25 protein-coding genes and 2 pseudogenes are annotated in these 24,081 nt (G+C 68.0%); 12 read left to right on the top strand and 15 right to left on the bottom strand.

Going from position 1 to position 24,081, the window contains the following annotated elements:
- Nucleotides 1–2: 2 nt before the first annotated feature.
- The gene (locus tag AB0E63_RS21240) at nt 3–929 is read left to right on the top strand and encodes a hydroxymethylglutaryl-CoA lyase (protein WP_360368640.1); all 927 of its coding nucleotides are present in this window, start codon (nt 3–5) and stop codon (nt 927–929) included.
- Nucleotides 930–960: 31 nt separating this feature from the next.
- Nucleotides 961–1,800: a helix-turn-helix transcriptional regulator gene (locus tag AB0E63_RS21245; RefSeq protein WP_360368643.1), complete on the top strand. Its 840-nt coding sequence runs from the start codon at nt 961–963 to the stop codon at nt 1,798–1,800.
- A gap of 3 nt (nt 1,801–1,803) precedes the next feature.
- Here AB0E63_RS21245 and AB0E63_RS21250 read toward each other — a convergent pair whose 3' ends face one another.
- A complete protein-coding gene (locus AB0E63_RS21250; RefSeq protein WP_360368646.1) occupies nt 1,804–2,190 on the bottom strand; it encodes a VOC family protein in 387 nt (128 codons plus the stop codon).
- Nucleotides 2,191–2,220: 30 nt separating this feature from the next.
- Entirely contained in the window at nt 2,221–2,916 is a 696-nt protein-coding gene (locus AB0E63_RS21255; protein WP_360368649.1) for an EcsC family protein, read from the bottom strand.
- A 170-nt stretch (nt 2,917–3,086) separates the two neighbouring features.
- Here AB0E63_RS21255 and aat point away from each other — a divergent pair, with 170 nt between their 5' ends.
- Nucleotides 3,087–3,752 carry a leucyl/phenylalanyl-tRNA--protein transferase gene (gene aat / locus AB0E63_RS21260; RefSeq protein ID WP_360368651.1) on the top strand — a complete coding sequence of 222 codons (666 nt, stop codon included), beginning with the start codon at nt 3,087–3,089 and terminating at the stop codon, nt 3,750–3,752.
- Here the strand turns inward: aat and AB0E63_RS21265 are convergent.
- Complete coding sequence (locus tag AB0E63_RS21265; protein WP_360368654.1) at nt 3,745–4,686, bottom strand: TetR/AcrR family transcriptional regulator; 942 nt, start codon at nt 4,684–4,686, stop codon at nt 3,745–3,747. The genes aat and AB0E63_RS21265 overlap by 8 nt on opposite strands.
- Nucleotides 4,687–4,798: 112 nt before the next feature.
- Between AB0E63_RS21265 and AB0E63_RS21270 the strand changes: the two genes are divergently transcribed.
- On the top strand, nt 4,799–5,272 hold the full coding sequence (locus AB0E63_RS21270) for a nitroreductase family deazaflavin-dependent oxidoreductase (RefSeq protein ID WP_360368657.1): 474 nt from the start codon (nt 4,799–4,801) through the stop codon (nt 5,270–5,272).
- Between the two features lie 111 nt (nt 5,273–5,383).
- On the opposite strand, the gene AB0E63_RS21275 is transcribed toward AB0E63_RS21270, so the two are convergent.
- The 3 genes and pseudogenes from AB0E63_RS21275 to AB0E63_RS21285 form a co-directional block, all read right to left on the bottom strand.
- Nucleotides 5,384–6,388 carry an NAD(P)-dependent alcohol dehydrogenase gene (locus AB0E63_RS21275; RefSeq protein WP_360368768.1) on the bottom strand — a complete coding sequence of 335 codons (1,005 nt, stop codon included), beginning with the start codon at nt 6,386–6,388 and terminating at the stop codon, nt 5,384–5,386.
- Nucleotides 6,389–6,470: 82 nt separating this feature from the next.
- A pseudogene (locus AB0E63_RS21280) lies at nt 6,471–6,980 on the bottom strand (PDDEXK nuclease domain-containing protein); the annotation flags it as partial.
- A 27-nt stretch (nt 6,981–7,007) separates the two neighbouring features.
- On the bottom strand, nt 7,008–7,691 hold the full coding sequence (locus AB0E63_RS21285) for a DUF1016 N-terminal domain-containing protein (protein WP_360368660.1): 684 nt from the start codon (nt 7,689–7,691) through the stop codon (nt 7,008–7,010).
- On the opposite strand from AB0E63_RS21285, the gene AB0E63_RS21290 reads away from it, so the two are divergent.
- Nucleotides 7,644–8,717 (top strand): adenosine deaminase, encoded by a 1,074-nt coding sequence (locus tag AB0E63_RS21290; RefSeq protein WP_360368663.1) that lies wholly within the window; start codon nt 7,644–7,646, stop codon nt 8,715–8,717. The genes AB0E63_RS21285 and AB0E63_RS21290 overlap by 48 nt on opposite strands.
- Before the next feature lie 85 nt (nt 8,718–8,802).
- On the opposite strand, the gene AB0E63_RS21295 is transcribed toward AB0E63_RS21290, so the two are convergent.
- From AB0E63_RS21295 to AB0E63_RS21315, 5 genes are all read right to left on the bottom strand, one after another.
- On the bottom strand, nt 8,803–9,621 hold the full coding sequence (locus tag AB0E63_RS21295) for an ABC transporter permease (RefSeq protein WP_360368665.1): 819 nt from the start codon (nt 9,619–9,621) through the stop codon (nt 8,803–8,805).
- Nucleotides 9,621–10,601 carry an ATP-binding cassette domain-containing protein gene (locus AB0E63_RS21300; RefSeq protein ID WP_360368668.1) on the bottom strand — a complete coding sequence of 327 codons (981 nt, stop codon included), beginning with the start codon at nt 10,599–10,601 and terminating at the stop codon, nt 9,621–9,623. The genes AB0E63_RS21295 and AB0E63_RS21300 overlap by 1 nt, the downstream gene beginning before the upstream one ends.
- Nucleotides 10,602–10,747: 146 nt before the next feature.
- Nucleotides 10,748–11,437, bottom strand: coding sequence for a PadR family transcriptional regulator (locus AB0E63_RS21305; protein WP_360368671.1), 690 nt, complete (start codon nt 11,435–11,437; stop codon nt 10,748–10,750).
- A 57-nt stretch (nt 11,438–11,494) separates the two neighbouring features.
- Complete coding sequence (locus AB0E63_RS21310; RefSeq protein WP_360368674.1) at nt 11,495–12,574, bottom strand: acyltransferase; 1,080 nt, start codon at nt 12,572–12,574, stop codon at nt 11,495–11,497.
- Between the two features lie 145 nt (nt 12,575–12,719).
- On the bottom strand, nt 12,720–13,673 hold the full coding sequence (locus AB0E63_RS21315) for a helix-turn-helix domain-containing protein (protein ID WP_360368677.1): 954 nt from the start codon (nt 13,671–13,673) through the stop codon (nt 12,720–12,722).
- An 82-nt stretch (nt 13,674–13,755) separates the two neighbouring features.
- Here AB0E63_RS21315 and AB0E63_RS21320 point away from each other — a divergent pair, with 82 nt between their 5' ends.
- Nucleotides 13,756–14,025 carry a hypothetical protein gene (locus AB0E63_RS21320; RefSeq protein ID WP_360368680.1) on the top strand — a complete coding sequence of 90 codons (270 nt, stop codon included), beginning with the start codon at nt 13,756–13,758 and terminating at the stop codon, nt 14,023–14,025.
- On the opposite strand, the gene AB0E63_RS21325 is transcribed toward AB0E63_RS21320, so the two are convergent.
- Nucleotides 14,013–15,188 carry a DUF418 domain-containing protein gene (locus tag AB0E63_RS21325; protein WP_360368682.1) on the bottom strand — a complete coding sequence of 392 codons (1,176 nt, stop codon included), beginning with the start codon at nt 15,186–15,188 and terminating at the stop codon, nt 14,013–14,015. The two genes, AB0E63_RS21320 and AB0E63_RS21325, sit on opposite strands and share 13 nt — an antisense overlap.
- Nucleotides 15,189–15,336: 148 nt before the next feature.
- Between AB0E63_RS21325 and AB0E63_RS21330 the strand changes: the two genes are divergently transcribed.
- Nucleotides 15,337–16,293 (top strand): DUF6528 family protein, encoded by a 957-nt coding sequence (locus AB0E63_RS21330; protein WP_360368685.1) that lies wholly within the window; start codon nt 15,337–15,339, stop codon nt 16,291–16,293.
- Between the two features lie 93 nt (nt 16,294–16,386).
- Nucleotides 16,387–17,211, top strand: a complete 825-nt coding sequence (locus AB0E63_RS21335; RefSeq protein WP_360368688.1) for a class I SAM-dependent methyltransferase — start codon at nt 16,387–16,389, stop codon at nt 17,209–17,211.
- Nucleotides 17,212–17,230: 19 nt separating this feature from the next.
- Here the strand turns inward: AB0E63_RS21335 and AB0E63_RS21340 are convergent, their stop codons facing one another.
- A complete protein-coding gene (locus tag AB0E63_RS21340) occupies nt 17,231–17,371 on the bottom strand; it encodes a hypothetical protein (RefSeq protein WP_360368690.1) in 141 nt (46 codons plus the stop codon).
- Between the two features lie 97 nt (nt 17,372–17,468).
- Nucleotides 17,469–18,005 (bottom strand): CbrC family protein, encoded by a 537-nt coding sequence (locus tag AB0E63_RS21345; protein ID WP_360368693.1) that lies wholly within the window; start codon nt 18,003–18,005, stop codon nt 17,469–17,471.
- Between the two features lie 76 nt (nt 18,006–18,081).
- On the opposite strand from AB0E63_RS21345, the gene AB0E63_RS21350 reads away from it, so the two are divergent.
- Nucleotides 18,082–18,939, top strand: coding sequence for a DNA-formamidopyrimidine glycosylase family protein (locus AB0E63_RS21350; protein WP_360368696.1), 858 nt, complete (start codon nt 18,082–18,084; stop codon nt 18,937–18,939).
- A 7-nt stretch (nt 18,940–18,946) separates the two neighbouring features.
- Here the strand turns inward: AB0E63_RS21350 and AB0E63_RS21355 are convergent, their stop codons facing one another.
- Nucleotides 18,947–19,786: a hypothetical protein gene (locus tag AB0E63_RS21355; RefSeq protein ID WP_360368699.1), complete on the bottom strand. Its 840-nt coding sequence runs from the start codon at nt 19,784–19,786 to the stop codon at nt 18,947–18,949.
- 141 nt (nt 19,787–19,927) lie between these two features.
- Here AB0E63_RS21355 and AB0E63_RS21360 point away from each other — a divergent pair, with 141 nt between their 5' ends.
- From AB0E63_RS21360 to AB0E63_RS21370, 3 genes and pseudogenes are all read left to right on the top strand, one after another.
- Nucleotides 19,928–20,251 (top strand): rhodanese-like domain-containing protein, encoded by a 324-nt coding sequence (locus AB0E63_RS21360; RefSeq protein ID WP_360368702.1) that lies wholly within the window; start codon nt 19,928–19,930, stop codon nt 20,249–20,251.
- A gap of 123 nt (nt 20,252–20,374) precedes the next feature.
- A pseudogene (locus AB0E63_RS21365) lies at nt 20,375–20,518 on the top strand (LuxR C-terminal-related transcriptional regulator); the annotation flags it as partial.
- Nucleotides 20,519–20,653: 135 nt separating this feature from the next.
- Complete coding sequence (locus AB0E63_RS21370) at nt 20,654–24,073, top strand: phosphodiester glycosidase family protein (protein WP_360368705.1); 3,420 nt, start codon at nt 20,654–20,656, stop codon at nt 24,071–24,073.
- The last annotated feature ends 8 nt before the right edge of the window (nt 24,074–24,081 follow it).

Genomic DNA, 24,081 nt, shown 5'->3' on the forward strand with positions numbered 1-24,081 from the left:
ACATGCGGAAGCCCCAGCTGGTGAAGGCCGACGGACTGCCCGACCGGGTGACGATCTACGAGGTCGGCCCGCGCGACGGTCTGCAGAACGAGTCGGCGATCGTCGACGTCGCGGTGAAGGCCGAGTTCATCAACAGGCTGGTGGACGCCGGCCTGACGACCGTCGAGACCACCAGCTTCGTGCACCCGAAATGGGTCCCGCAGCTCGCCGACGCCGCCGAACTGCTCGAGCGGCTCGACCTGCCGGCCGCCGTACGCGCGCCTGTCCTCGTGCCGAACGAACGTGGCCTCGACCGTGCCCTCGCCGCCGGTGTCCGTGAGATCGCGATCTTCGCCAGCGCGACCGGGACCTTCGCGGCGAAGAACCTGAACTCGACTCTGGACGACCAGTTCACGATGTTCACCCCGACGATCCAGCGTGCGTTGGCCGAAGGGCTGACCGTCCGCGGGTACGTGTCGATGTGTTACGGCGACCCCTGGGAGGGCGACGTACCGATCGATCAGGTGGTGAAGGTCGGCGCGCGGCTGGTCGACCTCGGGTGCCACGAGCTGTCCCTCGGCGACACGATCGGGGTCGCGACACCGGGCCAGGTGACCGCGCTGATCGCCGCCCTCCAGGCCGCCGGGGTCGGCGTCGACAAGCTGGCCGTGCACTTCCACGACACCTACGGCCAGGCTCTGGCCAACACCCTCACCGCGCTACAAGCCGGCGTCACCACCGTCGACAGCTCCGCAGGCGGCCTCGGCGGTTGCCCGTACGCCGAAAGCGCCACCGGCAACCTCGCCACCGAAGACCTCCTGTGGCAGCTCGACGGCCTAGGCATCGAAACCGGCATAGACCTGCAAAAACTAGTCACCACCAGCACCTGGATGGCCGAACAACTCGGCAAGCCATCAGCAAGCCGAGTAGTCCAAGCCCTAGCCGGCTGAAACTGTCGGTGGGCGTGGTGAGGATGGGTGGGTGAGTACGCACCGGGGTGAGCTCGGGGAGTTTTTGAAGGCGCGGCGGGCTCGGGTGGCGCCCGAGGATGTCGGCCTGCCTGCTGGTGGGCGTCGTCGTACGCCGGGGCTGCGGCGGGAAGAGTTGGCGCAGCTCGCCGGGGTCGGCGTGACTTGGTACACCTGGCTCGAGCAGGGGCGGCCGATCAACGCCAGCGGGCAGGTGCTCGACGCGGTGGCGGCGACGCTCCGGCTCAGCGAGATCGAGCGCGAGCACCTCTACCGCCTGGCCGAGGCGACTCCGGCGCGACCGCCGCAGCCGAGTGTTTGTGCGAACGAGACGGTCTTCGCCGAGATCCTCGACTCACTCGACCCGCTGCCGGCGGTGATCACGAACACCCGCTTCGACATCATCCGGACGAACGCGGCGTTCGCCGACCTCTTCCACGACTGGCACGAACTGCCCTGCATCCACAAGAACCTGCTCTGGTGCATCGTCACCGAGCCGACCGCGCGCAATCAGTTGCTGAACTACGACACGGAGGTCCCGTATCTCGTCGGCCGGCTGCGATCGGCGTACGGCGAACACGTCGGCGACCCCGATTGGGAGACGGACCTGGAGCGACTGCGAGCGTTGAGTCCCGAGTTCGCTCAGCTGTGGTCGCGTCATGAGGTCGCCGCCTGCACACCGCGGCCGCGCCAGGTCGTGCACCCGGTGGCCGGCGAGCTGCACCTCACGGTCACCGAGTTCGCCCTGCCCGCGCATCCGGATCTGCTGCTGTTCATCGAGACACCAGCTGATGAGGAGACCCGGACGCGTCTGCCCCTGACGAGACGCAACCTCGAGCCGGCCGGAGGCTGACGATCAGCGCGATTCCGGTGGACCGCTCGGCGTACGCCAAGTGGTCAGGCAGAACGGGTGCCCGGCGGGATCGAGAAACACGCGGAAGACGGAGGGCCCCGGCTGTACGGCGGTCGGCGTCGCGCCGGCCTCGATCACGCGAGCCTGCTCGGCGTCCAGGTCCTCCGCCATGAAGTCCAGGTGGCACTGTTGCGGCACCCGCGGCTCCGGCCAGGTCGGCGCCCGGTAGTTGAGGTCGCGCTGGAAGCCGATGCTGAACGTCTCGAACCGCAGCTCGACAAACGCCTCGTGTACGACGGCCAACTCACCACCGGCCACGCGCTGGTAGAACTCGCCCAGTTCCAATGGATCCGGACAGTCGAGCGTCGGTCCCCAGAACGGCGCTACCACGCGGCGTTCACCCTCCAACGCGTGCGGCGATCACGGCTCGATCGGACGGCGGATCCGGCGTACCAGGCTCTTGTCGGCGTACTGACCAACCCGGTACGTCGACCAGCCGTCGACGCCGCCGCCGACCACGCCACCAAGCAGCGGGATGCGACGGGTGACCGTGAGAGCCATCTTCTTGCCGCTGATCCGGGCGATCAGCTCGCCGACGACCTCGCCGGAGACCTGACGATCCAGCTCGGGGTCGAACACCGGGGCGGTCGCGATCGCCATCGGGGACGACACGAGGCTGGACTTCTTGATCCGGTCGGCAATGCCCTCCTCGCCGAGCAAGCAGGTGATGACCGCGGTGCGGACGCGCGGGTCGTCCAGGTCGTAGCCGCGCAGGTGTGCGATCGCGGCGACCATCCGAGCCTGGACGATCGCGATGCCGGTCAGGTTCGCGGGCAGTGAGACCGGCAGGGTGACAAGGCCGCCGAGTCCGGTGGCGAATCCCTGGACGCCGGCCAGCCGGATGTGCTGGTCGATCACCGCATCGACGGCGAGCTGCGCGTCGCCCTCGCACCGGATCAGCTTGCTCTCCGCGACCTGCTCGGCGCCGGGGAACCGCTGGTATCCGTCGATCGCGACTTCGAGAATCTGGCGCAGCACACCCGCCGCGGCCTGCGGGGCGAACCGCTGCGCGGCGGGCGCAAGACTGCTGGCGACGAACCTGGCTACTCCGGCCACGGTGCTCCTTCCCGCCCTCCCCCGCGTCCGGAAGCCTGGGCGTGCTTCAACTCTACGTGGCTTCCGGTACCCCGCCACTCGGGAGAATCCCCGGGTGTCCCCTAGCTCTCGCCGGTTTCTTGATGTCCCCTCGGCGGCGGGCGCGATCGGGCGTGGTCCAGGATGGTGGTGTGCCTGTCGAGCCTGCTGCTTCTGTGTGGGAGTTTCCGCCGGTCGGGGTTGCCGGGGCGAGTGACGTGGTCGCGGGCGGTGCGGACCTGGCGCCGGGGACCGTGCTGGCGGCGTACCGACGGGGTCTGTTCCCGATGCCGGACCATCGCGGCTCGGTGCTGTGGTGGTCGCCGGTCGATCGTGGGGTGATCGAGGTGGCGGGGTATCGGCCGTCACGGACGGTACGGCGGGCGCGGAGCAAGTTCGAGATCCGGGTCAACACGGCGTTCGACCAGGTCATCCGCGCGTGTGCCGATCCGCGCCGGCCAGGCTCGTGGATCGACCGGGAGATCATCGCGTCGTACACCGAACTCCACCGGCTCGGCTGGGTGCACTCGGTCGAGGCCTGGGACGGTGACGAACTGGCGGGCGGTCTGTACGGCGTCGCGATCGGCGGGCTGTTCGCCGGTGAGTCGATGTTCCACCACAAGACCGACGGCTCGAAGGCCGCTGTCGCGGGGTTGATCGAGCTGCTGGACGACGAGCACGCCGCCGATCGCGTCCTCGACATCCAATGGGTCACGGATCACCTGGCGACCCTCGGCGCGATCGCGATCCCGCGCGACGACTACGTCCGCCGGATCACGCGCGCGGTCGACATCCCACTGCCCAAGGCCTTCAGCTGAGACCGACGAAGGTGGCCATTTGCTTGGTCGCGGACGCGAAGAATTCGTCCGCTGGGTCCATCGACCCGACCAGCTGACCGAACAACTCGAAGTTGATCATCCCGAACAGCTGCGTCCACACGATCACCATCCGCAACAGCACCCTCGGCGGGACGCCGGGCGCCAACCCGACCAGTACGTTGACCTGGCTCGCCAAGACGCCGTCCGGCTCGGGAGCGTCGTCAGGCGGCACCAGCCGGCCCTCCGCGTCGGCTTGCTGCAGAAGTCCGAGGATCAAGATCGGCACCCGAACAGCAGGCTGCACCGTCGCCTGCGGCGCCTGGTACCCCAACACCGGCGACCCGTAGATCAGCGCGTACTCCTGCGGATTCGCCCGAGCCCAGTCCCGAACAGCCGCAAACACAGCCCCCCACGTCTCCAACACATCCCAAGCCCCCGCCCCCGGCGCAGCCTCCCGATCCCCCGCAACCGCCTCCCGCGCCGCCTCCGCACCCTGCGCCTCCCGCGCTGCCTCCGCACCCTGCGCCTCCAACGCCACCTCCGCACCCTGCGGGTTCGACGCCACCTCCGCCGACTCCGTGGCCAGTGTCGCCCCCGCGTCCGCCGATCCAACGCTCCCCGACCCTGTGTCCGCCAGGCCCGTGTCCGGTGTCTCCGGTGAGCGGACTGCGAACGCTGCGCCGGACTTCACGGCGGCTGCCTCGGCTGCTTCGCCCAGGGCGTCGTACGCGTCGATGATCAGCACCGTCAGGAGGTCGTCGCGGCTCGGGAAGTACCGGTAGATCGCCGACGACACCATCCCGAGCTCCCGGGAGACGGCGCGCAGCGACAACCCCTGTGCTCCGACCGTCGCGAGTTGCCGCCGGGCGACCGCCTTGATCTCGTCGGACAGCTCGGCCCGGGCTCGCTCGCGTGCGGTGCGTCCAGCGTTCATGACGTCAGTGTGCCATAAAATCGAGAGCAGTGCTCTTGACAGTGAGCACTGCTCCGGTGTTCACTGATCACAACAGAGAGCACCGCTCTCGCGGATCAGGAGAGGTACGACGATGCCGGAGTACAAGCAGACCTACGACAGCAAGCGCGTGATCACCGCGGCCGAGGGCAGCATGCGGGTCTTCAACCGGATCGTCGCCCGCCTCACCAAGCTCGGCGTGAGCCTGATGGGCAGCCGGGTCCTCTCGGTCCGCGGCCGCAAGTCCGGCGAGTGGCGCAGCACCCCGGTCAACCTGCTGGTCCTCGAGGGCCAGCGCTACCTGGTCGCGCCTCGCGGCCACACCCAGTGGGTGAAGAACCTCCGCGCGACCAACGAGGCCCGCCTCCAACTCGGCCGCAAGGTCGAGACGTTCCGCGCCGAGGAGATCGCCGACGCCGACAAGATCCCGATGCTCCGCCTCTACCTCAAGAAGTGGGCCTGGGAAGTCGGCACCTTCTTCAGCGGCGACGTCACCAAAGACTCCCCCGACGAGGTCCTCCACCACATCGCCCCCGGAGTCCCCGTCTTCCGAATCCACCCCGCCTAACCGCCCACCGCGCCTAACCCGCCCACGTAACCCGCCCACCGCCCAGCCAACCCGCCCACCGCCCGGCCAACCCACCCACCGCCCGGCCAACTCGCCCGCTGCCCCGCCTGATCAGGTCGAGTGCGTGATCACGATCTTGCCGAACCCGCCGCCGTCGAAGTAGTAGCGGAAGGCGGCGGTGGTTTCGTCGAAGGGGAAGACCCGGTCGATGACCGGGTGCAGCTCAGCTTGGGCGATCGCTTCGTTCATCGCCTCGAAGTGTGCTCGGTGGCCGAGGGCGATCGGGCGGAGGGTCGCGGCGGACGTGAAGAGGAGCCGGGCGTCGATCGGGTCGGCGCCGCCCAGTGAACCGACGAAAGCGATCTCGCCCCCGGTAGCGACGGCACGCAGCGATTCGTTCAGAGAGCCGGCGACGTCCACGACATGATCGACGCCGCGGCCGTCGGTCAGTTCACGTACCTGCTTCGCCCAGTCCGGGGTGATGGTGTGGTTGATGACGGCATCGGCACCGAGCTCGGTCAACCGCGCCGCCTTCTCGTCGCTGCCGGCCGTCGCGATCACCCGAGCCCCGAGCACCTTGGCCAACTGCAACGCGAACAACGACACCCCACCCGACCCCAGGGTCAGAACATGTTCGCCAGGCACCAGCCCCTGCCCGCCGACCAACGCGTTCCACGCGGTCACCGCCACACACGGCAGCGTCGCCGCCTCTTCGTACGTCAGATGCCCGGGAATCGGTACGACGCCTTCCTGATCGAGTACGGCGTACTCCGTCAACAGCCCATCGAGCGAACCACCCAACTGATCCGCGCGCGCAAAGTCGAACCGCCCGTCGAACCACCGCTGAAACACAACCCCCATGACCCGATCCCCGACCTGGAACCGGTCGACCGCAGACCCCACCGCGACCACCTCGCCAGCTCCATCGGACGCCGCGATGATGTCGTCGCCCACCGGCAGCGGATAGCGGCCCCGCAGAATATTCAGCTCACGCGAGCTAAGCGAGTTAGCTCGCATCCGCACCAGCACTTCAGTCGAACCAGGCTCCGGCACAGCATGTTCACGCAACCGCAGACTCTCAAGCCCGCCGCCGTACCGCAGGTGATAACTCTTCATCGTCTCCACACCCCAACGGTGCGTTCTGCGCCGGCGACCCTCAATTCCCGCCCGGGAATTGAGGGTGCACCCTGGCTACCGGTCAGTCGTCGTCGGTCGCGGAGGTCAGCTCAGCCTCCAACTCGGCAACGCTTGGCAGTGCCGACTGGAACTCCTCGGGCAGCGACTTGTTGATCGCGCTCGTCCACTCCGCGACTCCGATCGGCGCTTTGAAACCCTTCAGGGCATACTCCGCGACGACCTGCTTCTTGTTGCGGCAGAGCAGCAGACCGATGGTCGGTTTGTCACCGTCCTTCGCGAGTACGTCGTCGACGACGGCCATGTACAGACCGAGCTGGCCCAGGAACGATGCGTCGAACTTCACGGCCTTGAGCTCGATCACCACGTAGCACCGCAGCTCGAGGTGGTAGAAGAGCAGGTCGCAGAAGAACTCCTCACCCTCGAGCTCGAGCCGCACCTGCTGCCCGATGAAAGCGAACCCCTGTCCGAGCTCGAGCAGGAACTTGCCGACATGCTCGACCAGCTTCTTCTCCACCTCCCGCTCCCGCCAGCCGTCGGTCGCGCCGAGGAAATCGAACAGGTAGGGATCACGAGTCGCCTGCTGGGCAAGGTCGGACTGCTAAGGCGGCATCGCCGTCGCGAAGTTGGTCACCGCCTTGCCGGCACGTTCATGGAAGCGGCCTTCGATGTGGAGCGCGAGGATGTCCCGGCTCCAGCCACGCTCGACTGCGGCCGCGGCGTACCAGAGCCGGTGCTCGGGATCGTGAAGCTTCTCCAGCAGGGCCACGTGATGACGCCACGGCAATTGTGCAATGCCGCGTTGCACAAATGCGGGATCCGGCCAAGCGGCGGCGAACGCGCGCATGTACTTCAGGTTCCGCGGTGAGTATCCGGTTGCGCCGGGGAAGCGGGCCTTGAGGTCGGTGGACAGGCGGTCGATGACCTTGCTGCCCCAGCCCTCCTCATGCTGTCGGTCGAGGATCTTGTGCCCGATCGACCAGTAGCTCATCAGCATCTCCTGGTTGGCGGCTGTGACAGCGCGCCGATGACCAGTGGCGACATCCTCGGAGACGCTGTCGAGCAGGTCTGGATACCAGGCGGGCAAGGAGGTTCGGGCTGGCGCGCTCTCGAAGCGCGGGGTCTTGTCATTCATTCCGTCAGGTTTTCTGACTCCACGCGGACGACACGACGGCCTTTGCAGGGCATCGCGGGGCAGGCTGAGCCAGATCGGGGGGAGGGCTGCGAAGATGGCTGGATGATTAGTGGGGAGTTGTTGAGGGCGGCGCCGAAGGTTTTGCTGCATGACCATTTGGATGGTGGGTTGCGGCCGGGGACTGTGGTGGAGCTGGCGCGGGAGATTGGGCATCGGTTGCCGCGGACTGATGCGGGGGAGCTCGGGGAGTGGTTTGTCGAGTCGGCGGATTCGGGGTCGCTCGAGCGGTACCTGGAGACGTTTGATCACACGGTTGCGGTGATGCAGAACGCTGAGGCGATCAAGCGGGTGGCCAGTGAGTGTGTGCAGGATCTGGCCGCGGATGGGGTGGTGTACGCCGAGGTGCGGTATGCGCCGGAGCAGCACCTGACTGCTGGGCTGACGCTTGAGCAGGTCGTGGATGCGGTCGGGGAAGGGTTCGAGCACGGGATGGCGGTCGCGGAGCGGCCGATCGTGGCTCGGCAGTTGCTGACGGCGATGCGGCACAAGGCTCGGTCCCGGGAGATCGCGGAGTTGGCGGTCGCGTACCGGGATGCGGGGGTGGTCGGGTTCGACATCGCCGGCGCGGAGGCGGGGTACCCGCCCACCCGGCACCTGGACGCTTTCGAGTACCTGCAGCGCGAGAACGCGCACTTCACCATCCACGCGGGCGAGGCGTTCGGCCTGCCGTCGATCTGGCAGGCGATCCAGTGGTGTGGCGCCGACCGGCTCGGCCACGGCGTACGGATCATCGACGACATCACCTATGACGCGGCTGGTGAGAAGGCCGAGCTCGGGCTGCTGGCGGCGTACGTGCGGGATCGGCGGATTCCGCTGGAGATGTGCCCGAGTTCCAACCTGCAGACCGGCGCGGCCGAGTCGATCGCGGATCACCCGATCGGGATGCTCACCAAGCTGCGCTTCCGGGTGACGGTCAATACCGACAATCGCCTGATGAGCGGTACGTCGATGAGTCGCGAGCTGACCCTTCTCGCGGATGCGTTCGACTACGGGTTGGCCGACTTCCGCTGGTTTGCGATCAACGCGATGAAGTCCGCCTTCATCCCCTTTGACGAGCGCTTGGCGCTGATCGATGGAGTGATCAAGCCTTGGTACGCCGAAGCCCTCGCCCACTGAGCGGGAAGGGAAGGAAAGAAGAAGGGAAGGGGAGGGAGAGTACGCCGAAGCCCCCGCCGGCTGATGTCGGCGAGGGCAATCGGGGTCAGACGGAGCGTTGGTAGGTGCGGAAGGCTCGGGTTGAGAGCCAGCCGACGAGGAGGGTGAAGGCGAGTAGGTAGGCGCTGTGGCGTAGCACCGAGGACCAGTCCGGGTCGGCGGCCAGGGCTTGGCGGGCAGCGATCGCCGCCCAGTCGACGGGGTTGAAGCGAGCCGCCACGTTCACCCAGTGCGGCGCCACCGCGGGGTCGATCATGATTGACGACATGAAGGTGAGCGGCAGCGAGACGAACTGAAAGATCCCGATCAGCGCCTCCTGCTGCCGGGTCAGCAGCGCCACCGCGTTCGACAGCGAGCCGAACGCGATCCCGACCAGCATCGACACCCCGATCGTCACCAGGTAACCGGCCGCACCGCCGTGGTACCGCGCGCCGGCGGCGATGCCGATCGCGAACACCAGGATGGTCTGGATCAGTGTCGTGGTCGCGTTGCTGATCAGCTGCCCGGCCATCAGCCCACCGCGGCTGACCGGCGACGCGAGCATCCGATCCATCACTCCGCGTTCCATGTCGGCGATGAACGTCGTACCGGCCCAGCCGCTGGTCATCAGCGCGGTCATCATCACGATGCCAGGGGTGAGGAACGCGATGTACGACGAGTCGCTGAAGCCCGGGATGTTCACGACGCCCTTGAACAGCTGACCGAACAGCAGCAACCAGATCGCCGGCTGGATGAGCGTGAACGCGATCAACGCCGGCTGCCGGTACGACGCCCGCAGCCAACGGCCCGTGATCAGGCGAGTGTGGGCAAGGAACCCGGTACGGCGCGGAGCCGTGGCCGGAAGGGTTGCAGTAAGAGTGGTCATCACGCCGCCTTCTCCTCAACCCGGAACGAACGGCCCGTATACCGCAGATAGACGTCATCCAGCGACGGCCGTGACACAGTCACCGCGGTGACCGGAACCGCCTTGTCCTCAAGGGCTCCCAGTACGGCGGGAACCGCGGTCGCACCGTGGTCGACCCGAGCCCGCAGTACGTTGCCCTCGACAACGATCGCGCCGACACCGGGCAGCTGGCCGAGCATCGTACGGACGGTGCCGTCGAGGTCCGGCGAGACCAGTTCGACCTGCACGGAGTCGCCGCGCAGCTCGGCCTTCAGCGCCTCCGGGGTGCCCTCGGCAACGATCCTGCCGTGGTCGACGATGGCGAGCTGATCGGCCAGCCGGTCCGCCTCCTCCAGGTAGTGCGTGGTGAGCAACACGGTCAGGCCTTCGTCGCCGGACAGCCGGCCGACCTCGTTCCACAGGTCGGCGCGCGCCTCCGGGTCGAGGCCGGTGGTCGGTTCGTCGAGGAACAGCACCCGCGGCCGGTGGACCAGGCCGAGGGCGACGTCGAGCTTGCGCTGCATCCCACCGGAGTAGGTCTTCACCGGACGGTCGCCGGCCTCGGTCAGGTCGAACCGCGCCAGCAGTTCGGCGGCCCGGCGTACCGCGGAAGGCCGGGACAGGCCGTAGATCCGGCCGCTGAGCACGAGGTTCTCCACTCCGGTCGCCATCGGGTCGGAGCTGGACTTCTGCGGTACGTAGCCGATCGAACGCCGTACTTGGTCCGGCGAGCGGTCGACGTCGTACCCGACCACGCGCGCCGTACCGGAGTCGGCCCGGGACAGCGTGGTGAGGATCTTGACGGTAGTCGACTTGCCGGCGCCGTTCGGACCGAGCAGGCCGAGAACGACGCCGTCGGGAACGCTGAAGGTGAGACCGTCGAGCGCGCGGAGGGGTGGTTTCTTGCGGCCGGCCGGGTACGTCTTGACCAGGTCGACCGCTTCGAGGGCATGCGTAGCCATCACGTGACTCCCTTGTGTGTGCTGGGAGTCGGACCGAGCTGGCTATCCTGATGAATGCGCCTTGGGTGCCAGGTCTTCGGACCGACTCGAGGAACCGCGGCCCTTGACCCTGGTGTTTGCCGCACCGTGGGTCGAGGGCCGTTTGACTATTGCGGTGGGATGGCCTTCATCCAGGCGAAGTCCGTCCCGAAGTACTTGACCGGGTCCTTCAGTTGCTCCGCCGGGGTGATGCCCTCCTCGACGAAGACCTTCCAGGCCTGGCGCCAGAACGTGGATCCGCCGAGCGTGCCGGAGCGGATCTCCTCGGCCAGATGGTGGACGTACGCCGACTCCGCCTGGAGCAGGGCCAGCCGGAATTCCGACTCGACCCAGAAGATCCGGGGGAACTCGATCGACGCCATCTGGTCGTGCATTGCGGTGATCTCCGCGATCTCCGCGTCGACCGTCGTGAGCCGCTGCTCCAGCAGCTCGACCACGCGATCGGGCGGCAGAGCGGGGAGGTAGGCGAGGCCGGCCTCGAGCGGGTGGAAGTCGCGCGACGGCGTACCGAGTAGCTCGGTCAGCCAGTCGGAGAACTCCTCCTGACCGGTCGTGGTGAGCTGGTAGATCGTCCGCTCCGGTCGGTTGCCCTCCCGGATCGTCTCCAGCGCCTCGACGAACCCGTGCTTCTCCAGCGCCGCGACGACGGAGTAGAGCGAGCCGTAGTTCAGCTTGATGCTCTGGTCCTTGCCGCGGGACCGGAGCAGCGTGGAGATCTCGTACGGGTGCATCGGCCGCTCGGCGAGGCTCCCGAGCACCGCGAACGCCAGGGGATTCCCGACCTTTCGCCTGGCCATGGACCCTCCTCGATCTCTAATACTCGAAATCGAGTATTAGGCCCTGGGTATCCGATGTCAAGTAGTCAGCCAGGCGACCGCGCGGAACCCGAGCCGCCGTAGCGGCTGGATGGCGGTGAGGACCCGATAGAGGGGCTGTTCGACGTACTTCGTCAGCAGCCAGGCCAGCGTGATCACCCCGACCACGACGCCGGCGATCTGTACAACTCGCCCCGCGCCGAGCGCCATCAGGTGGTAGGCGATCAGGTAGCCGACCTCCTGGTTGAGGAGGTAGATGCCGAAGGAGATCTTCGCCAGGAACTGGATCGGCCGGCGAATCGGAGCCAGCAGCGTCCAGTCCGGCCCTCGGGCGGCCAGTGCGACGACGACCAGCAGCACTCCGATGCCCAACGACGACGGCAGGTCCGCGGTGTGCGCGTGTTGCGCGAAGACGGTCGCGACGAGGAGAGAACCGAGGTGCAGTACGCCGATCCGGCGCTCCGACCACAGCCAGATCGCGATGCCGATGGCGAACAGTTGCAGTCGGTGGAGTCCGAGTCCGTTCCAGGCCTGCTGAACCCAGAACGGGCTGTGCAGGATCCGGTCGTGCCACTGCAGCACCACCGGCGCCAGAGTCATGACCCACAACAGCACTGTGATCCGCTGACCCGAGCCCATGCCGCGCGGCCAGAGCAGAACCGCGGCGATGAACGCCATCAGCTGCAGCGGCAGCGTCCAGTACGAACCGTCGATTAGATGCACGGTCGGGTCGAACGAGCTGCTCAGCGTGAGATTGCCCCACAGGTCGTGCGGGGTGGGGAGAACCCAGTTGTCAGGCCCGAACAGCACCAGAACCGTGTAGGTGAACAGCACCGCGGTCAGGTACGGCGGGAGCACCCGGCAGATCCGGCGCCACAGCCACCGCGAGGTCGATCCCTTCCGGATCGTGACGCAGATGAAGTACGCACTGATCACCAGCAGGATGCTGGCGCCGACCTGGAACGGATAGCTGCCCAGCGGTGCGCCGAGCTCGGGATGCAGCACCGGGCCCTGGTACGTCGTGTGGCAGAACATCACTGCGAGGACGGCGAGCACGCGGACGACGTCCCAGCTCAGACGGCGTGAAGTACTGGCCCCGGTCGGGGTCGGCGTTGCCACAGTCGCTCCAACTTCTCTCGGCTCGCCGATCTCTTCGGCCGTTACCCCCCTGTGACACTTCGAAGGACACTACTAGGAGCCCACGGGGTCACAGCAAATCCTGTGGGCGATGTCACGCTGTGGTCGGCCGAATACGTGCCGTGAATCAGCTGGCGGTCTGGAACGTACGGCGGTAGTCCTGCGGCGGCACGCCGACCACCCGGCGGAAGTGGTGCCGCAGCAGGGCCGCAGTGCCGAATCCTGACTCGGCCGCGATCTGCTCGATGCCCATCCGGGTCTGCTCGAGCAGGATCCGGGCGCGCAGGACGCGCTGCGTGGTGACCCATTTCAGCGGGGTCGTCCCGGTCTCGGCGACGAACCGGCGAGCGAAGGTCCGCTCCGACATCTGAGCCCGCCGGGCCAGTGCGGGCACGGTGTGCTCGATGGTCAGGTTGTCGACCATCCAGTCGAGCACCGGCTGCAGGCTCTCGCTGGACGACTCCGGCACCGGGACGTCGACGTACTGCCGCTGGCCGCCGTCGCGCTGCGGCGGGACCACCATCCGGCGGGCGATCCGGGTCGCTACCGCGCTGCCGAGCTCGCGCCGGACCAGGTGCAGACAGGCGTCGATCCCGGCCGCCGTACCGGCGCTGGTGATGATGTTGCCGTCGTCGACGAACAGCACGTCCGCGTCCAGCTTGGCCAGCGGGTACTGCTCCTGGAACAGCTTCTCGTAGCGCCAGTGCGTCGTACACGGCCGTCCGTCCAGCAGGCCGGCCTTGCCGAGCACGAACGCGCCCGAGCACACCGTCAGCAGGATCGCCCCACGGGCCTCCGCCCGGCGGAGTGCATCGAGGATGCGCTCGTCGTACTCCTCCCGCCAGGTCGTCGCCGGCAGCGCGACCAGGTCGGCGTCCTCGAGCTCCTCCAGCCCGTACGGCGCGATCACCGCGGAGTGACTGCTGCTCCGCAGGGGCTGCCCGGGCTTGGTTGAACACACTTTGAAGTCGAACGCGGGCACACCGTCATCGGTCCGGTCGATCCCGAACACCTCTGACACCACGCCGAACTCGAACATGGCGACGTCCTCCATCAGGACGACCGCGATCTTTCGGAGCATGTAGCCAGTATGGCAGTAATTTGTGGAAGTATGTCAATAGTGCCAATGGTGGCTGGATCTAGTTGGTAGCATGATTACTGCCATGACCGGATACATCGTTTTCGTAGTACTCGTGCTGGCCGTCATCGCGGCTCTGGAGATCAGCAACAGGCGCCACTCCACCGGTCTGACCACCGGTCGGGAGGGCACCCGGATCGCCGACGACCGTGACCTGGCCCGGACCAAGCTCGACCTGCTCGCCCTCGGTGGCGCGGCCGAGCCCTTCAACCACAAGCCCGCTTCGACCGCTGGGACCGTGCACACGATCCGCGGCGCACGCCTCATCACCCACCACGGCCGTCACGCGGCCTGAACCGATTTGCGCCAGTTGGGGGCGGTCACATTGGTGACCGCCCTCAGTGCGCCTTCCACCGGCCCGTAGCTGAAGGAGCTCAGCCAGATGTGGCTCAGCAGCACCTGTACGGCGAAGATGCCGATCGCGACGCCCATCGTTCCTAATGGGGACAGCTGACCCACCAAGCCGAGGCCGACGCCGGTGAAGATCACCAGGGTCGCGACGGACTGGCCCAGGTAGTTCGACAAGGCCATCCGGCCCGCCGGAGCCAGCAGGCGGCGGACGTCCTGTCCACGGTCGGAGTGCATGATCCGCAGCAGCGTTGCGACGTACGCGGCAGTCAGGAAGGGCGCGGTCAGCACGCTGGCCAGTACGGAGCCGGTGTCGCGGTTGCCGCCGGACGCATAGGCCACACCGCCCGTGATGCCGATGGTGAAGCCAACGAGTTGGATCAGTCGTAGCACTGCCTCGGTGCCGTTGAGGTTGTCGAGAAGTCGGCGGCGTCCGGCGACCATGCCGATCAGGAACGCGGCCAGGGTGGTCGGGCCTTGGACAGTGAGCAGTGAGAGGCCGTACGTCGGCAGGGCGCGGACGTGCTCGCCGACGACATCGCTGAACGAGCCGGCCAGGTTGGCAGTGGTCTCCTGCGCGGATGCGACCGCCGTAGTCGGGTCGATGATCGCCGAGCTGTCGATGAACATCGTCGCGGCAGCCAGGGTGACGAAGAGGTAGGCGTAGATGGCGCCGGCGACGGTCAGGGCCGTCCGGTCCTTCACACGCCGCATGCCGAGCAGGACCAGCCCGATCAGCGCATAGACGCTGAGGATGTCGCCGGTGATCAGGAAGACCCCGTGCAGGCAGCCGATCACGAACAGGCCGCCCAGTCGGCGCAGCATCCGCGGCCGGAACGCTGCACCGGCTCGCTGTGCCGCCACCAGTTGCAACTGGAAGCTGTACCCGAAGAGGAACGAGAACAGCAGGTAGAACTTCATGTCCACGAACGTCGCCGACACCCAGTGCACCGACTCGTCGAGCCACGACCGGTACGCCGGATCGTCCGCGACGTGGATCGGGAAGCCCGAGGCGGCGAAGGTGATGTTCACGATCACGATGCCCAGCAGGGCGAAACCACGCAGCGCGTCGATGTCCTGGATCCGCGGCCGATTGCGTACCTGGCTCATGTGGTCCAGCACACCAATGCACGGCGGCGAGCACAGTATCCCTGACTCTCCCCCTAGGGGTGGACTTTGCTCTACCTCCGAGGGGAACCCGACGGCCGCGGGCGCTGTCTGTAGCGACTGAAAGGGTTTTCCGATCTGAGGAGGGTGCATGCACCGAAGGACGTTCCTGCAAGGGCTGGCCGCGGCGGCCGTTGGCGCGCCGGCAGTCACGCTACTGGGGCAGCAGGACGCACAGGCGGCGGTGGTGGCTGCGAACTACTACGTGGCGACCACTGAACAGACCAAGAACAAGGTCCTCGTCTTCCCCAAGAACAAGGCGTTCTCGGACGCCAACGTGCACTGGAGCTTCAGCCCCGGCGGCGGAGCCTGGTCGAACCTGTCCGACGTGAAGATCCGCGAGACCGCGGCGCAGGGCTGGATCGCGCTGATGGCCGCGTCCGGCGGCAAGGCCGGGATCGTGAACATCGGCAGCGAGAAGAACACCGAGCTGAACGACCTGGCCTGGAGCGCGACGCCGGGCGGGAATCCGCACGCGATCGAGCGGGTGCCGGGGAACGGGTCCGTGATCGTGGCGAGCTCCGACGGCAAGCTCACGCTGTACGCACCGAGCAGCGTCGGCAACCTCGGCAGCCTGGCCAAGGTGCAGACCGTGGACTACGCGGGTGCGCACGGGGTGCTGTGGGACCCGACGTACGAGTTGCTCTGGGTGGTGGGGAAGAACCGGTTCAGCCACTACGCGGTGATGGGCAGCAAGCGGAACACGCGGCTCAAGTACGCCGCCCACTTCAGCTTGGGGAGTGGGAACCTCGGGCACGACCTGCAGCCCGACTACACCAACCACCAGAAGATGCTGATCACGGCGACGAAGGGGGTGTACGAGCTGCTGACCGACGGCGGGACGTTCCGGACCCGGAAGATCTCGTCGGAGACGCGGGTGAAGTCCCACGTGAGGCACTCCTCCGGTGAGGTCGTGTCGATCCGTGGCGACGGGACGCAGCCGCGGGACTGGGCGAACAAGACGGTCCGCTTCTCCGCGTCGCCGGACCGGACCCGGTCGGGTGCGCAGTTCTACAAGGCGCGGATCTGGACGCCGGCCTTCCAGTAGATCTGCGCTGCCAATAAGTCTGCGCTGCCAATAAGTCGGCGCTGCCGGTAATTCGGTTCTGAGCCGGGCTCGCGGTGTGCCAGAGTTCGAGCCGTGAGCGACTACCGGGATGTGAATCGGGCGAGCTGGGACGAGCGGGTTCCGGCGCATGTGGCGTCGCCGGACTACCGGGTGGCGTCGTTCGAGCAGGATCCGTCGTACCTCAGCGGGGTCGTCCGCTTCGACGTACCTCGGCTGGGCGACATCTCCGGGCTGCGCGGGGTGCACCTGCAGTGCCACATCGGCACTGACACGGTGTCACTCGCGCGGCTCGGGGCCCGGATGAGCGGGCTCGACTTCTCGGCGCCGGCCGTGGAGCAGGCGCAGTCGCTGGCCGATCGGCTCGGGCTGACCGCGGACTTCCACGTGGCCGATGTGTACGACGCGGTCGAGGTGCTCGGCGCGTCGTCGTACGACCTGGTCTACACCGGGATCGGCGCGCTGTGCTGGCTGCCCGACATCCAGCGCTGGGCGGACACGGTCGCCGGACTGCTCAAGCCCGGTGGGCGGCTCTTCCTCCGCGAGGGCCATCCGATGCTGTGGGCGCTGGCCGGCGAGGGCCTCGAGGAGCCCGTGCTGAGGCACCCGTACTTCGAGGCCGTGGAGCCGATCGTGTGGGACGAGGGCGGGACGTACGTCGAGACCGACGTCGAGTTCACCGTGAACCTGACCCACGAGTGGAACCACGGCCTGGCCGAGATCATCACCGCGGTCCAGAAGGCCGGACTGACGTTCGACTCGCTCGCCGAACACGACAGCGCGCCGTGGAACGCCATGCCCGGCCTGATGACCGAGGACGCCGCGGGCGAGTGGCGGCTGACGGAGAACCCGAACCGGCTCCCCGCCACCTACACCCTCCAGGCCCACCGCGCTCAGTAGCTCAGTGCGCCAGTGACGCTCAGTGCGCCCGGCGCTGCTGGACCTTCTGGAACGCTTCCTTGAGCTTCTGCTGGTTCTCCGGCTTGCTCAGCTCGCGCTGCAAGACCTGAGCCACCTTGGCGACGACGGCACCCTTCACCAACGTCTTCACAAACCCCATGAGGGCCTCCCTACTCTGTTGCCACCGACGGTATCGGGCCGCGCAACCACCCTCCATAGGTGATCCGCCGGAGAAACCCGGGAAAGTGTCCCTGGGGTCACGCCATATCCGAGTACGCCAGGTGCGTTCCACACTGCAGGCACCGGAAGAGATAGCCGGTCGCGTCCCCGTTTGCATCCAGGTGCCGGACATAGTTCTCTCGCTGCTCCTGCGACCAGCCGAAAGGCGCGTTCTCCTGTACCAGCATCTCGACCGCCTCCGGATGCCCCCTCAAACCGTCGTACCCAGCTCTCCCCAGGAAGGCCGCTGCATCACCGCAATGGAAGAGCCAGTGCTCCTGCTGCCAGCCCTTGAAGCCCGGAGTCCGGGTGGTCACTTCGTCGATGACCGACTGCGGGACGTCGTCCGGCACGTTGATGGTGTCGGTGAACTGCGCGTCGAACCGAGCAGCCGCCGAGCCGTCCGCGACGCACCACGGACAGAGCTCCTCTTCGATTTCGTCCTCGGCGAAGGTCGGGCCGACGTAGACGTAGCCGCGCTGGAGCCCACAGCTCAAGCAGGCGCCGTCGCCCGGCTCGATCTCGCCGGTCGCGAGCGGGTTCGGGTGGTAACGGAAGTGAGGTAGGTCGGTCACGGCGTGACCCTGCGGCATGCGGGCCGATTTGGCAAGGAAGCGAGAAAGTGTCCCTGGGTTCGGGCACACTGGGGTGGTGCCTGAGTTGCCGGAGGTGGAGTCGCTGGCGGGGTTCCTGCGGGAGCGAGCCGTCGGGCGGGCGTTCGTGCGTGCGGACATCACGGCCATCAGTGCGTTGAAGACTTACGATCCGCCGATCTCCGCGTTGGTCGGGTTGCTGATCGACGATGTGCAGCGGCACGGGAAGTTCCTGGACATCGAAGCGCAGGGCGTGCACCTGGTGATCCACCTGGCCCGCGCCGGCTGGCTGCGGTGGAAAGAGGAGCAGTCGACGACGCTGGTCCGGCCCGGGAAGGGCCCGATCGCGTTGCGAACCGTGCTGGACGACGGCTCCGGGTTCGACCTGACCGAGGCGGGCACGCAGAAGAAGCTCGCGGTGTACGTGGTCCGCGATCCGGCCGAGGTGCCGGGGATCGCGCGGCTGGGGCCGGATCCGTTCACGCTCTCACTCGACGACTTCGCCGCCATCCTCAAGCGCGAAGGCCGCGTGCAGCTCAAGGGCGTCCTGCGGAACCAGTCCGTCATCGCGGGCATCGGCAACGCCTACTCCGACGAGATCCTGCACGTCGCGAAGATGAGCCCGTTCAAACCGGCTTCGAACCTCACCGACGACGAGCTCAAGATCCTGTACGACGCGATGCGCGAAACCCTCCAGGACGCGGTCGACCGCTCGGCCGGCCTCGCCGTCCAGGACCTGAAGTCGGAGAAGAAGTCCGGCCTGCGGGTGCACGGACGCAAGGGCGAGAAATGCCCGGTCTGCGGTGACATCGTCCGCGAGGTCAGCTTCCACGACTCCTCACTGCAGTACTGCGCCACCTGCCAGACCGGCGGCAAACCCCTCGCCGACCGCCGCTTGTCCAAGCTCCTCAAGTAGTCACCGGTCAGAGGTGAATGACGTACGGCGATGATGCCGACCGGCGGCCCGCGTCGAGTCGGGCCTGGACCTCCTCCGCTCCCGGCGGCCCGGTCAGCCGTGTCACCCAGCCGATCGATCGGCCCGGCGCGAGTCGGTCGAACGTCCAACGGTGATCGCTGGCCGACCAGCCCGGCGGCAGTGGCAGCACGACCTCACCACGGGCCCGCGTCCGGCCGAAGTTGGTGACCAGGATCGTGAGTTCGCCGGGTGCGCTCGGGTGGATGGAGGCCAGCACGGTGCCGACCGGCGCGACGAGCATCCGCCGTACGCCGGTGGGGACGAGCAGCCGCAGCACTCGACTGTCCGGCAGCGCGAACGGGCCGATCGTCGCCCGCTGCAGTTGGCAGCCGGAGACGGCGTACGTCCGGCCTGCCAGCCGGATGTGGTGCTGACTGTCCGGATCGATCGGCCCGAGGAACCGTACGGCGACTTCCGCGGAACGACGTGCGACCAGGTGCGCCGTCGGACCGGCCGGGGTGAGGTCCCAGACGCCGTCGGCGTTGGCGGTGACGGTGTCCGGCGGGACGATCCGGAGTTTGCCCTGCAGTGCGACGCGGACGAGAGGTGGCTCGGCCGACTCGGGCAGGCGGACCACCAGGTCGTCGCCGTCCTGCCGCCAGGTCAGGGCCTTGCCGGTCCGGTCCTCGACGACGTGCAGTGGGGTGGTGGCCAGGCCTGGCAGCCGGACCTCGTGGTCGGGTGGCCGGCGGGCGATCCGGAGCAGGAGGAGCTCACGGCTTCGCAGGATCGCCTCACCCCAGGGTTGCGGCTCGAACTCCCCCGGGATCCCCTGAATCAGTGCCACCGCAGCCTCCTTCGAGCCACGGTCCGCAATCCGGGGAGCGTTGTCAATCCGTTATCCCACACCTCGGGCAATCGCATTCCCAGCCTCCCACGCGACTGCCGAGGGCGACGGTGTGTGGGCCGGTCTGCCATGCTTGGCGGCATGTTCCAGAACCAGCAGATTCCCTCGGTCGTCGTGGCCGATCTCGACGACGCGTTGCTGACCGAGGCGTTCGTGCTCGACGTCCGTGAGCCGGACGAGTGGGACCGCGGACATATCGAAGGTGCCAAGCACATCCCGCTCGGCGAGCTGCAGGAGCGGGTCGGCGAGGTGCCGCTGGACCAGAAGGTGCTCTGCGTCTGCGCCGTCGGCGGACGCTCCGGGATGGCGACCCAGTACCTGAACCAGCTCGGCCGGGAGGCGATCAACCTCGACGGCGGCATGCACGCCTGGCAGACCTCCGGGCGTCCCGTAAGCACCAACTGACCACGAGCATGGTGAGCCGGGTCAGCTTCGGCGATCCAGAGCCCGGCCACCGCCCGGCAGGCTCGCCTCCACCCGCCACCCGCCGCCGGCGATCGGTCCGGCGGCCAGCTGACCACCCAGCTCCTGCACGCGGAGCTGGTGGTGGCCGAGACGACGGTGAAGACCCACGTCGCCCGGGTCCTGACCAAGCTCGGCGTCCGTGACCGGGTCCAGGCGGTGGTAGTCGCCTACGAGAGCGGGTTCGTCACGCGCAATCCCGGGAACTGAGAAGAAAACCTTCCGGTCGGGCTCTGGAGACGTTACTTTGTCACCGGTCGGTTGACCGGCGTACACCTGTGCCTCACACGGCGGTAGGGCGCACGGCGTCGGATGGCCGCGTCCGTCCACGCTGGGGAGGCTGTTGTGTCGCTCTACCGATCTCTCAGTACCGCGCTCGGGGTGGGCGGCCTGCTCGCCGGTGCCGCGCTGACTCCGGCCTTCGCGCAGCCGATCCCCGCTCCGCAGCCGGTCGAGGCGCAGCGGGCCTCGTCGTCGAGCGCGGACATCGCCGACGTCGCGATCGCTCCGGCCGGCGAAGGGCTGGTGACGAGCCGGCAGGACAGCCCGGTCGCGCCCGGCGTCAACTACACCGCCTTCGAGCGGCTCGACGCCCGCGGCTGGTTGCGCGGCGACATCCTCGCCACCGACCTGGACAAGCACGGCGTGACCGTCGACTACGTCAACACCGGCAAGGTCTCCGGCGGTACGCCGCTCAGCCGGCAGTTGGCGCGGAAAGGCGCGATCGCCGGGGTCAACGGCGACTTCTTCGACATCAACGACACCACTGCGCCGCTCGGCGTCGGGGTCGAGCGGTCCGGCCGGCTGATCAACGCCCCGGCAGCCGGCCACAACGACACCGCGGTGATCGGCAAGGACGGCCTCGGGTCGATCGCCCAGCTCTTCCTGCAAGGTACGGCGACCGACGACGACGCGACCAAGCTCGAGCTGACCAACCTGAACTCGCCGGCCGTCAACTCCGGCGGGATCGGCCTCTACACCCCGGAGTGGGGCGACGCGGCCCGGACCAGGACCGTCGACGGCCTGCCGACCGTTCGCGAGGTGATCCTTCGCGACGGTGTGGTCGTCTCGTCGGCCGCCACTCCGGCCACCACGCCGCTGGCCGCGAACGAGCAGGCGCTGATCGGCCGTGAGGCCGGCGCCAACGCGCTCATCGCTTTCGAGGTCGGCGACAAGGTCGACGTGCAGTACGGCCTGCGGCCCGACGCGGCGGACATCGCGGTCGGCATCAGCGGCAACTACCAGCTCGCGAAGGACGGCAAGGTTCCCGACGACGTGCCGGACGCCGACCTCGCGCCGCGGACCGCGGTCGGGTTCGACGCCGACGGCAGCCGGATGATCCTGCTCACGGTCGACGGCCGGGCGACCGGCTCCCGCGGCCTGTCGCTGAAGGAGATGGGCCAGCTGATGATCGGCCTCGGGGCCGACGACGCGCTCAACCTGGACGGCGGCGGGTCATCGACGATGCTGGCCCGCACACCAGGCAAGGCGGCGCCGTCGGTGGTGAACGATCCGTCCGACGGCGGCGAGCGCCTGATACCGAACGGCCTCGGACTGCTGCCGGTCAAGGGCTCCGGCAAGCTCAGGGGCTTCCGCGTCGAGGCGCTGGGCACCGCGGCCGAGGAGCCGGACACCGACATCTCCCGCAGCTCCCGTGTCCTCACCGGTCTCAGCCGCGTCCTCACGGCCACCGGTCATGACGAGACCTACGCTCCGGCGACGGGTACGCCGTCCTGGTTCGGCGGAAGCAATGTCCGCGTCGACCAGCAGGGTGTGGTGACCGGTCGGAAGGCCGGCGACGCGGTGATCACGGCGGCCCGCGGTACGGCGAACGGAAGGTTCCCGATGACAGTCCTCGGTACGCCGACCCGCCTGGCACCGTCGACCCGGCAGGTGTCGTTGCCGGACGCAACGGCCAAGGGCTTCTTCGAGGTCGACGGGTACGACGCCGACGGCTTCTCCACCTGGATCGAGCCCCGCGACGTCACGCTGGACTACGACCCGGCGGTCGTGAGTGTGGTTGCTAAGGGCAATGGATTCCAGGTGAAAGTGCTGAGTGACCAGGCGGTCTCGACAGTGATCACCGCCAAGGTCGGTTCCTTGAGCACTCAGCTCAGTGTCACCGCCGGGTTGGCCAGCACGGTCGTCGACGAGCTCGACGACGTGACCAAGTGGGCGGCGAACGCCGTACCGGTCGGAGCGGCGACGGCGTCGCGGTCGGCGGCCGAAGGGCATGACGGCGGTCAGGCGATCGCGCTCGACTACTCGCTCACGAGCAGTACGGCGACGCGAGCGGCGTACCTGTCCCAGACTCCGCAGCAGACATTGCCCGGCCAGCCGCAGAAGCTCGGCGCGTGGGTGTACGGCGATGGTAAGGGCGCGTGGCTGCGGGCGAACGCGTACGACGCGGCCGGCGGTACGGCGCAGACCCTGAACCTGGCCGCATCGGTGGACTGGACCGGGTGGAAGTACGTCGAGGCGGACATCCCGCCCGGCCTGACGATGCCGCTGCGGTTCTGGCGGATCTACGTGGTGGAGACCGTTCCGACCCGGCAGTACTCCGGCCGGATCATCGTCGACGACCTGACCGTGCGCAGCGCTCCGCCGGTGACGGTGGCGCCGCCGGCGAAGGTGATCGACCCGATGGTGGTGACCGACGGGACGGTGACCGGCGGTGGCCGCTGGCGGTTCGCGGTCATGTCGGACGCGCAGTTCACCTCCGACGACCCGAACTCGGACTACGTCAAGCAGGCCCGGCGGACGATCCGCGAGGCGCTCGCGCAGAACCCGGACTTCCTGGTGATCAACGGCGACTTCGTCGACCGCGCGTTCGGGCCGGACATCGCGCTGGCCAAGCAGATCATCGACGAGGAGGTCGCGGGCAAGGTGCCGGTGCACTATGTGCCGGGCAACCACGAGAGCTACGGACCGGGGGATCTGTCCGAGTGGAGCAAGGTGTTCGGCTCGCCGACCAGCACGTTCGACCACAAGGGCACGCGGTTCATCCTGCGCGACTCGTCGCTCGGATCGCTGCGGGCCGGTGGGTTCGACCAGATCCTCGACCTGCGCGCGCAGCTCGACGACGCGGCGCAGAACAAGGCGATCCGGAACGTCGTGGTGATGGCGCACCACCCGATCGACGACCCGTCACCGACCCAGAACTCGCAGCTTGGTGACCGCAAGGAAGCCGCGATGATCGTGCAGTGGCTGGCGGACTTCCGGGCCTCGACCGGGAAGGGTGCGGCGTACATGGCGGCGCACGCCGGGACGTTCGCGGCGACGCGGACCGACGGCGTGCTGCTGCCGCTGACCGGCAACTCGGGCAAGAGCCCGGCCGCGGCGCCGGATGCCGGTGGCTTCACCGGCTGGGCGCTGGTCGGGATCGACCCCAAGGCATCGGCGGCTCCGGCCGGCGAGCGAAAGTGGTCCGCGCCTGAGCGGTCCTGGTTCCAGGTCGAGCTGCGTCCGCACGTGGACTCGCTCGAGCTCACCGCACCGGCATCGCTGCAGCGCGGCGAGACCGCTACGGCGGCAGCCACCGTCGTCCAGGACAGCCGCCGGGTGCCGGTGGCGTTCCCGGTCTCGTCGGACTGGTGGGGCTCGCAGCAACTCCACATCGGCCCGGCCCGGACCGCGCCGTTCTGGGCGGTCGCGTCGTACGACCCGTCCACCGGCCAGATCACCGCACTGCGTCCCGGCACCGCTCAGCTCGGCGTCACCGTCAACGGAGTCTCCAAGAGCACCACCATCAAGGTCGATTGGTAGCGTCTGCG

Source organism: Kribbella sp. NPDC026596 (genome assembly GCF_040638415.1).
GTDB lineage: Bacteria > Actinomycetota > Actinomycetes > Propionibacteriales > Kribbellaceae > Kribbella.

Coding starts and splice junctions, on each gene's coding strand:
- AB0E63_RS21315 (WP_360368677.1), bottom strand. CDS start 13,673: ATGCTCCGAAAGATCGCGGTCGTCCTGATGGAGGACGTCGCCATGTTC.
- AB0E63_RS21275 (WP_360368768.1), bottom strand. CDS start 6,388: ATGAAGAGTTATCACCTGCGGTACGGCGGCGGGCTTGAGAGTCTGCGG.
- AB0E63_RS21330 (WP_360368685.1), top strand. CDS start 15,337: ATGCACCGAAGGACGTTCCTGCAAGGGCTGGCCGCGGCGGCCGTTGGC.
- AB0E63_RS21300 (WP_360368668.1), bottom strand. CDS start 10,601: ATGGCTACGCATGCCCTCGAAGCGGTCGACCTGGTCAAGACGTACCCG.
- AB0E63_RS21320 (WP_360368680.1), top strand. CDS start 13,756: ATGACCGGATACATCGTTTTCGTAGTACTCGTGCTGGCCGTCATCGCG.
- AB0E63_RS21305 (WP_360368671.1), bottom strand. CDS start 11,437: ATGGCCAGGCGAAAGGTCGGGAATCCCCTGGCGTTCGCGGTGCTCGGG.
- AB0E63_RS21295 (WP_360368665.1), bottom strand. CDS start 9,621: ATGACCACTCTTACTGCAACCCTTCCGGCCACGGCTCCGCGCCGTACC.
- AB0E63_RS21290 (WP_360368663.1), top strand. CDS start 7,644: ATGATTAGTGGGGAGTTGTTGAGGGCGGCGCCGAAGGTTTTGCTGCAT.
- AB0E63_RS21270 (WP_360368657.1), top strand. CDS start 4,799: ATGCCGGAGTACAAGCAGACCTACGACAGCAAGCGCGTGATCACCGCG.
- AB0E63_RS21240 (WP_360368640.1), top strand. CDS start 3: ATGCGGAAGCCCCAGCTGGTGAAGGCCGACGGACTGCCCGACCGGGTG.
- AB0E63_RS21285 (WP_360368660.1), bottom strand. CDS start 7,691: ATGCAGCAAAACCTTCGGCGCCGCCCTCAACAACTCCCCACTAATCAT.
- AB0E63_RS21325 (WP_360368682.1), bottom strand. CDS start 15,188: ATGAGCCAGGTACGCAATCGGCCGCGGATCCAGGACATCGACGCGCTG.
- AB0E63_RS21360 (WP_360368702.1), top strand. CDS start 19,928: ATGTTCCAGAACCAGCAGATTCCCTCGGTCGTCGTGGCCGATCTCGAC.
- AB0E63_RS21340 (WP_360368690.1), bottom strand. CDS start 17,371: ATGGGGTTTGTGAAGACGTTGGTGAAGGGTGCCGTCGTCGCCAAGGTG.
- AB0E63_RS21265 (WP_360368654.1), bottom strand. CDS start 4,686: ATGAACGCTGGACGCACCGCACGCGAGCGAGCCCGGGCCGAGCTGTCC.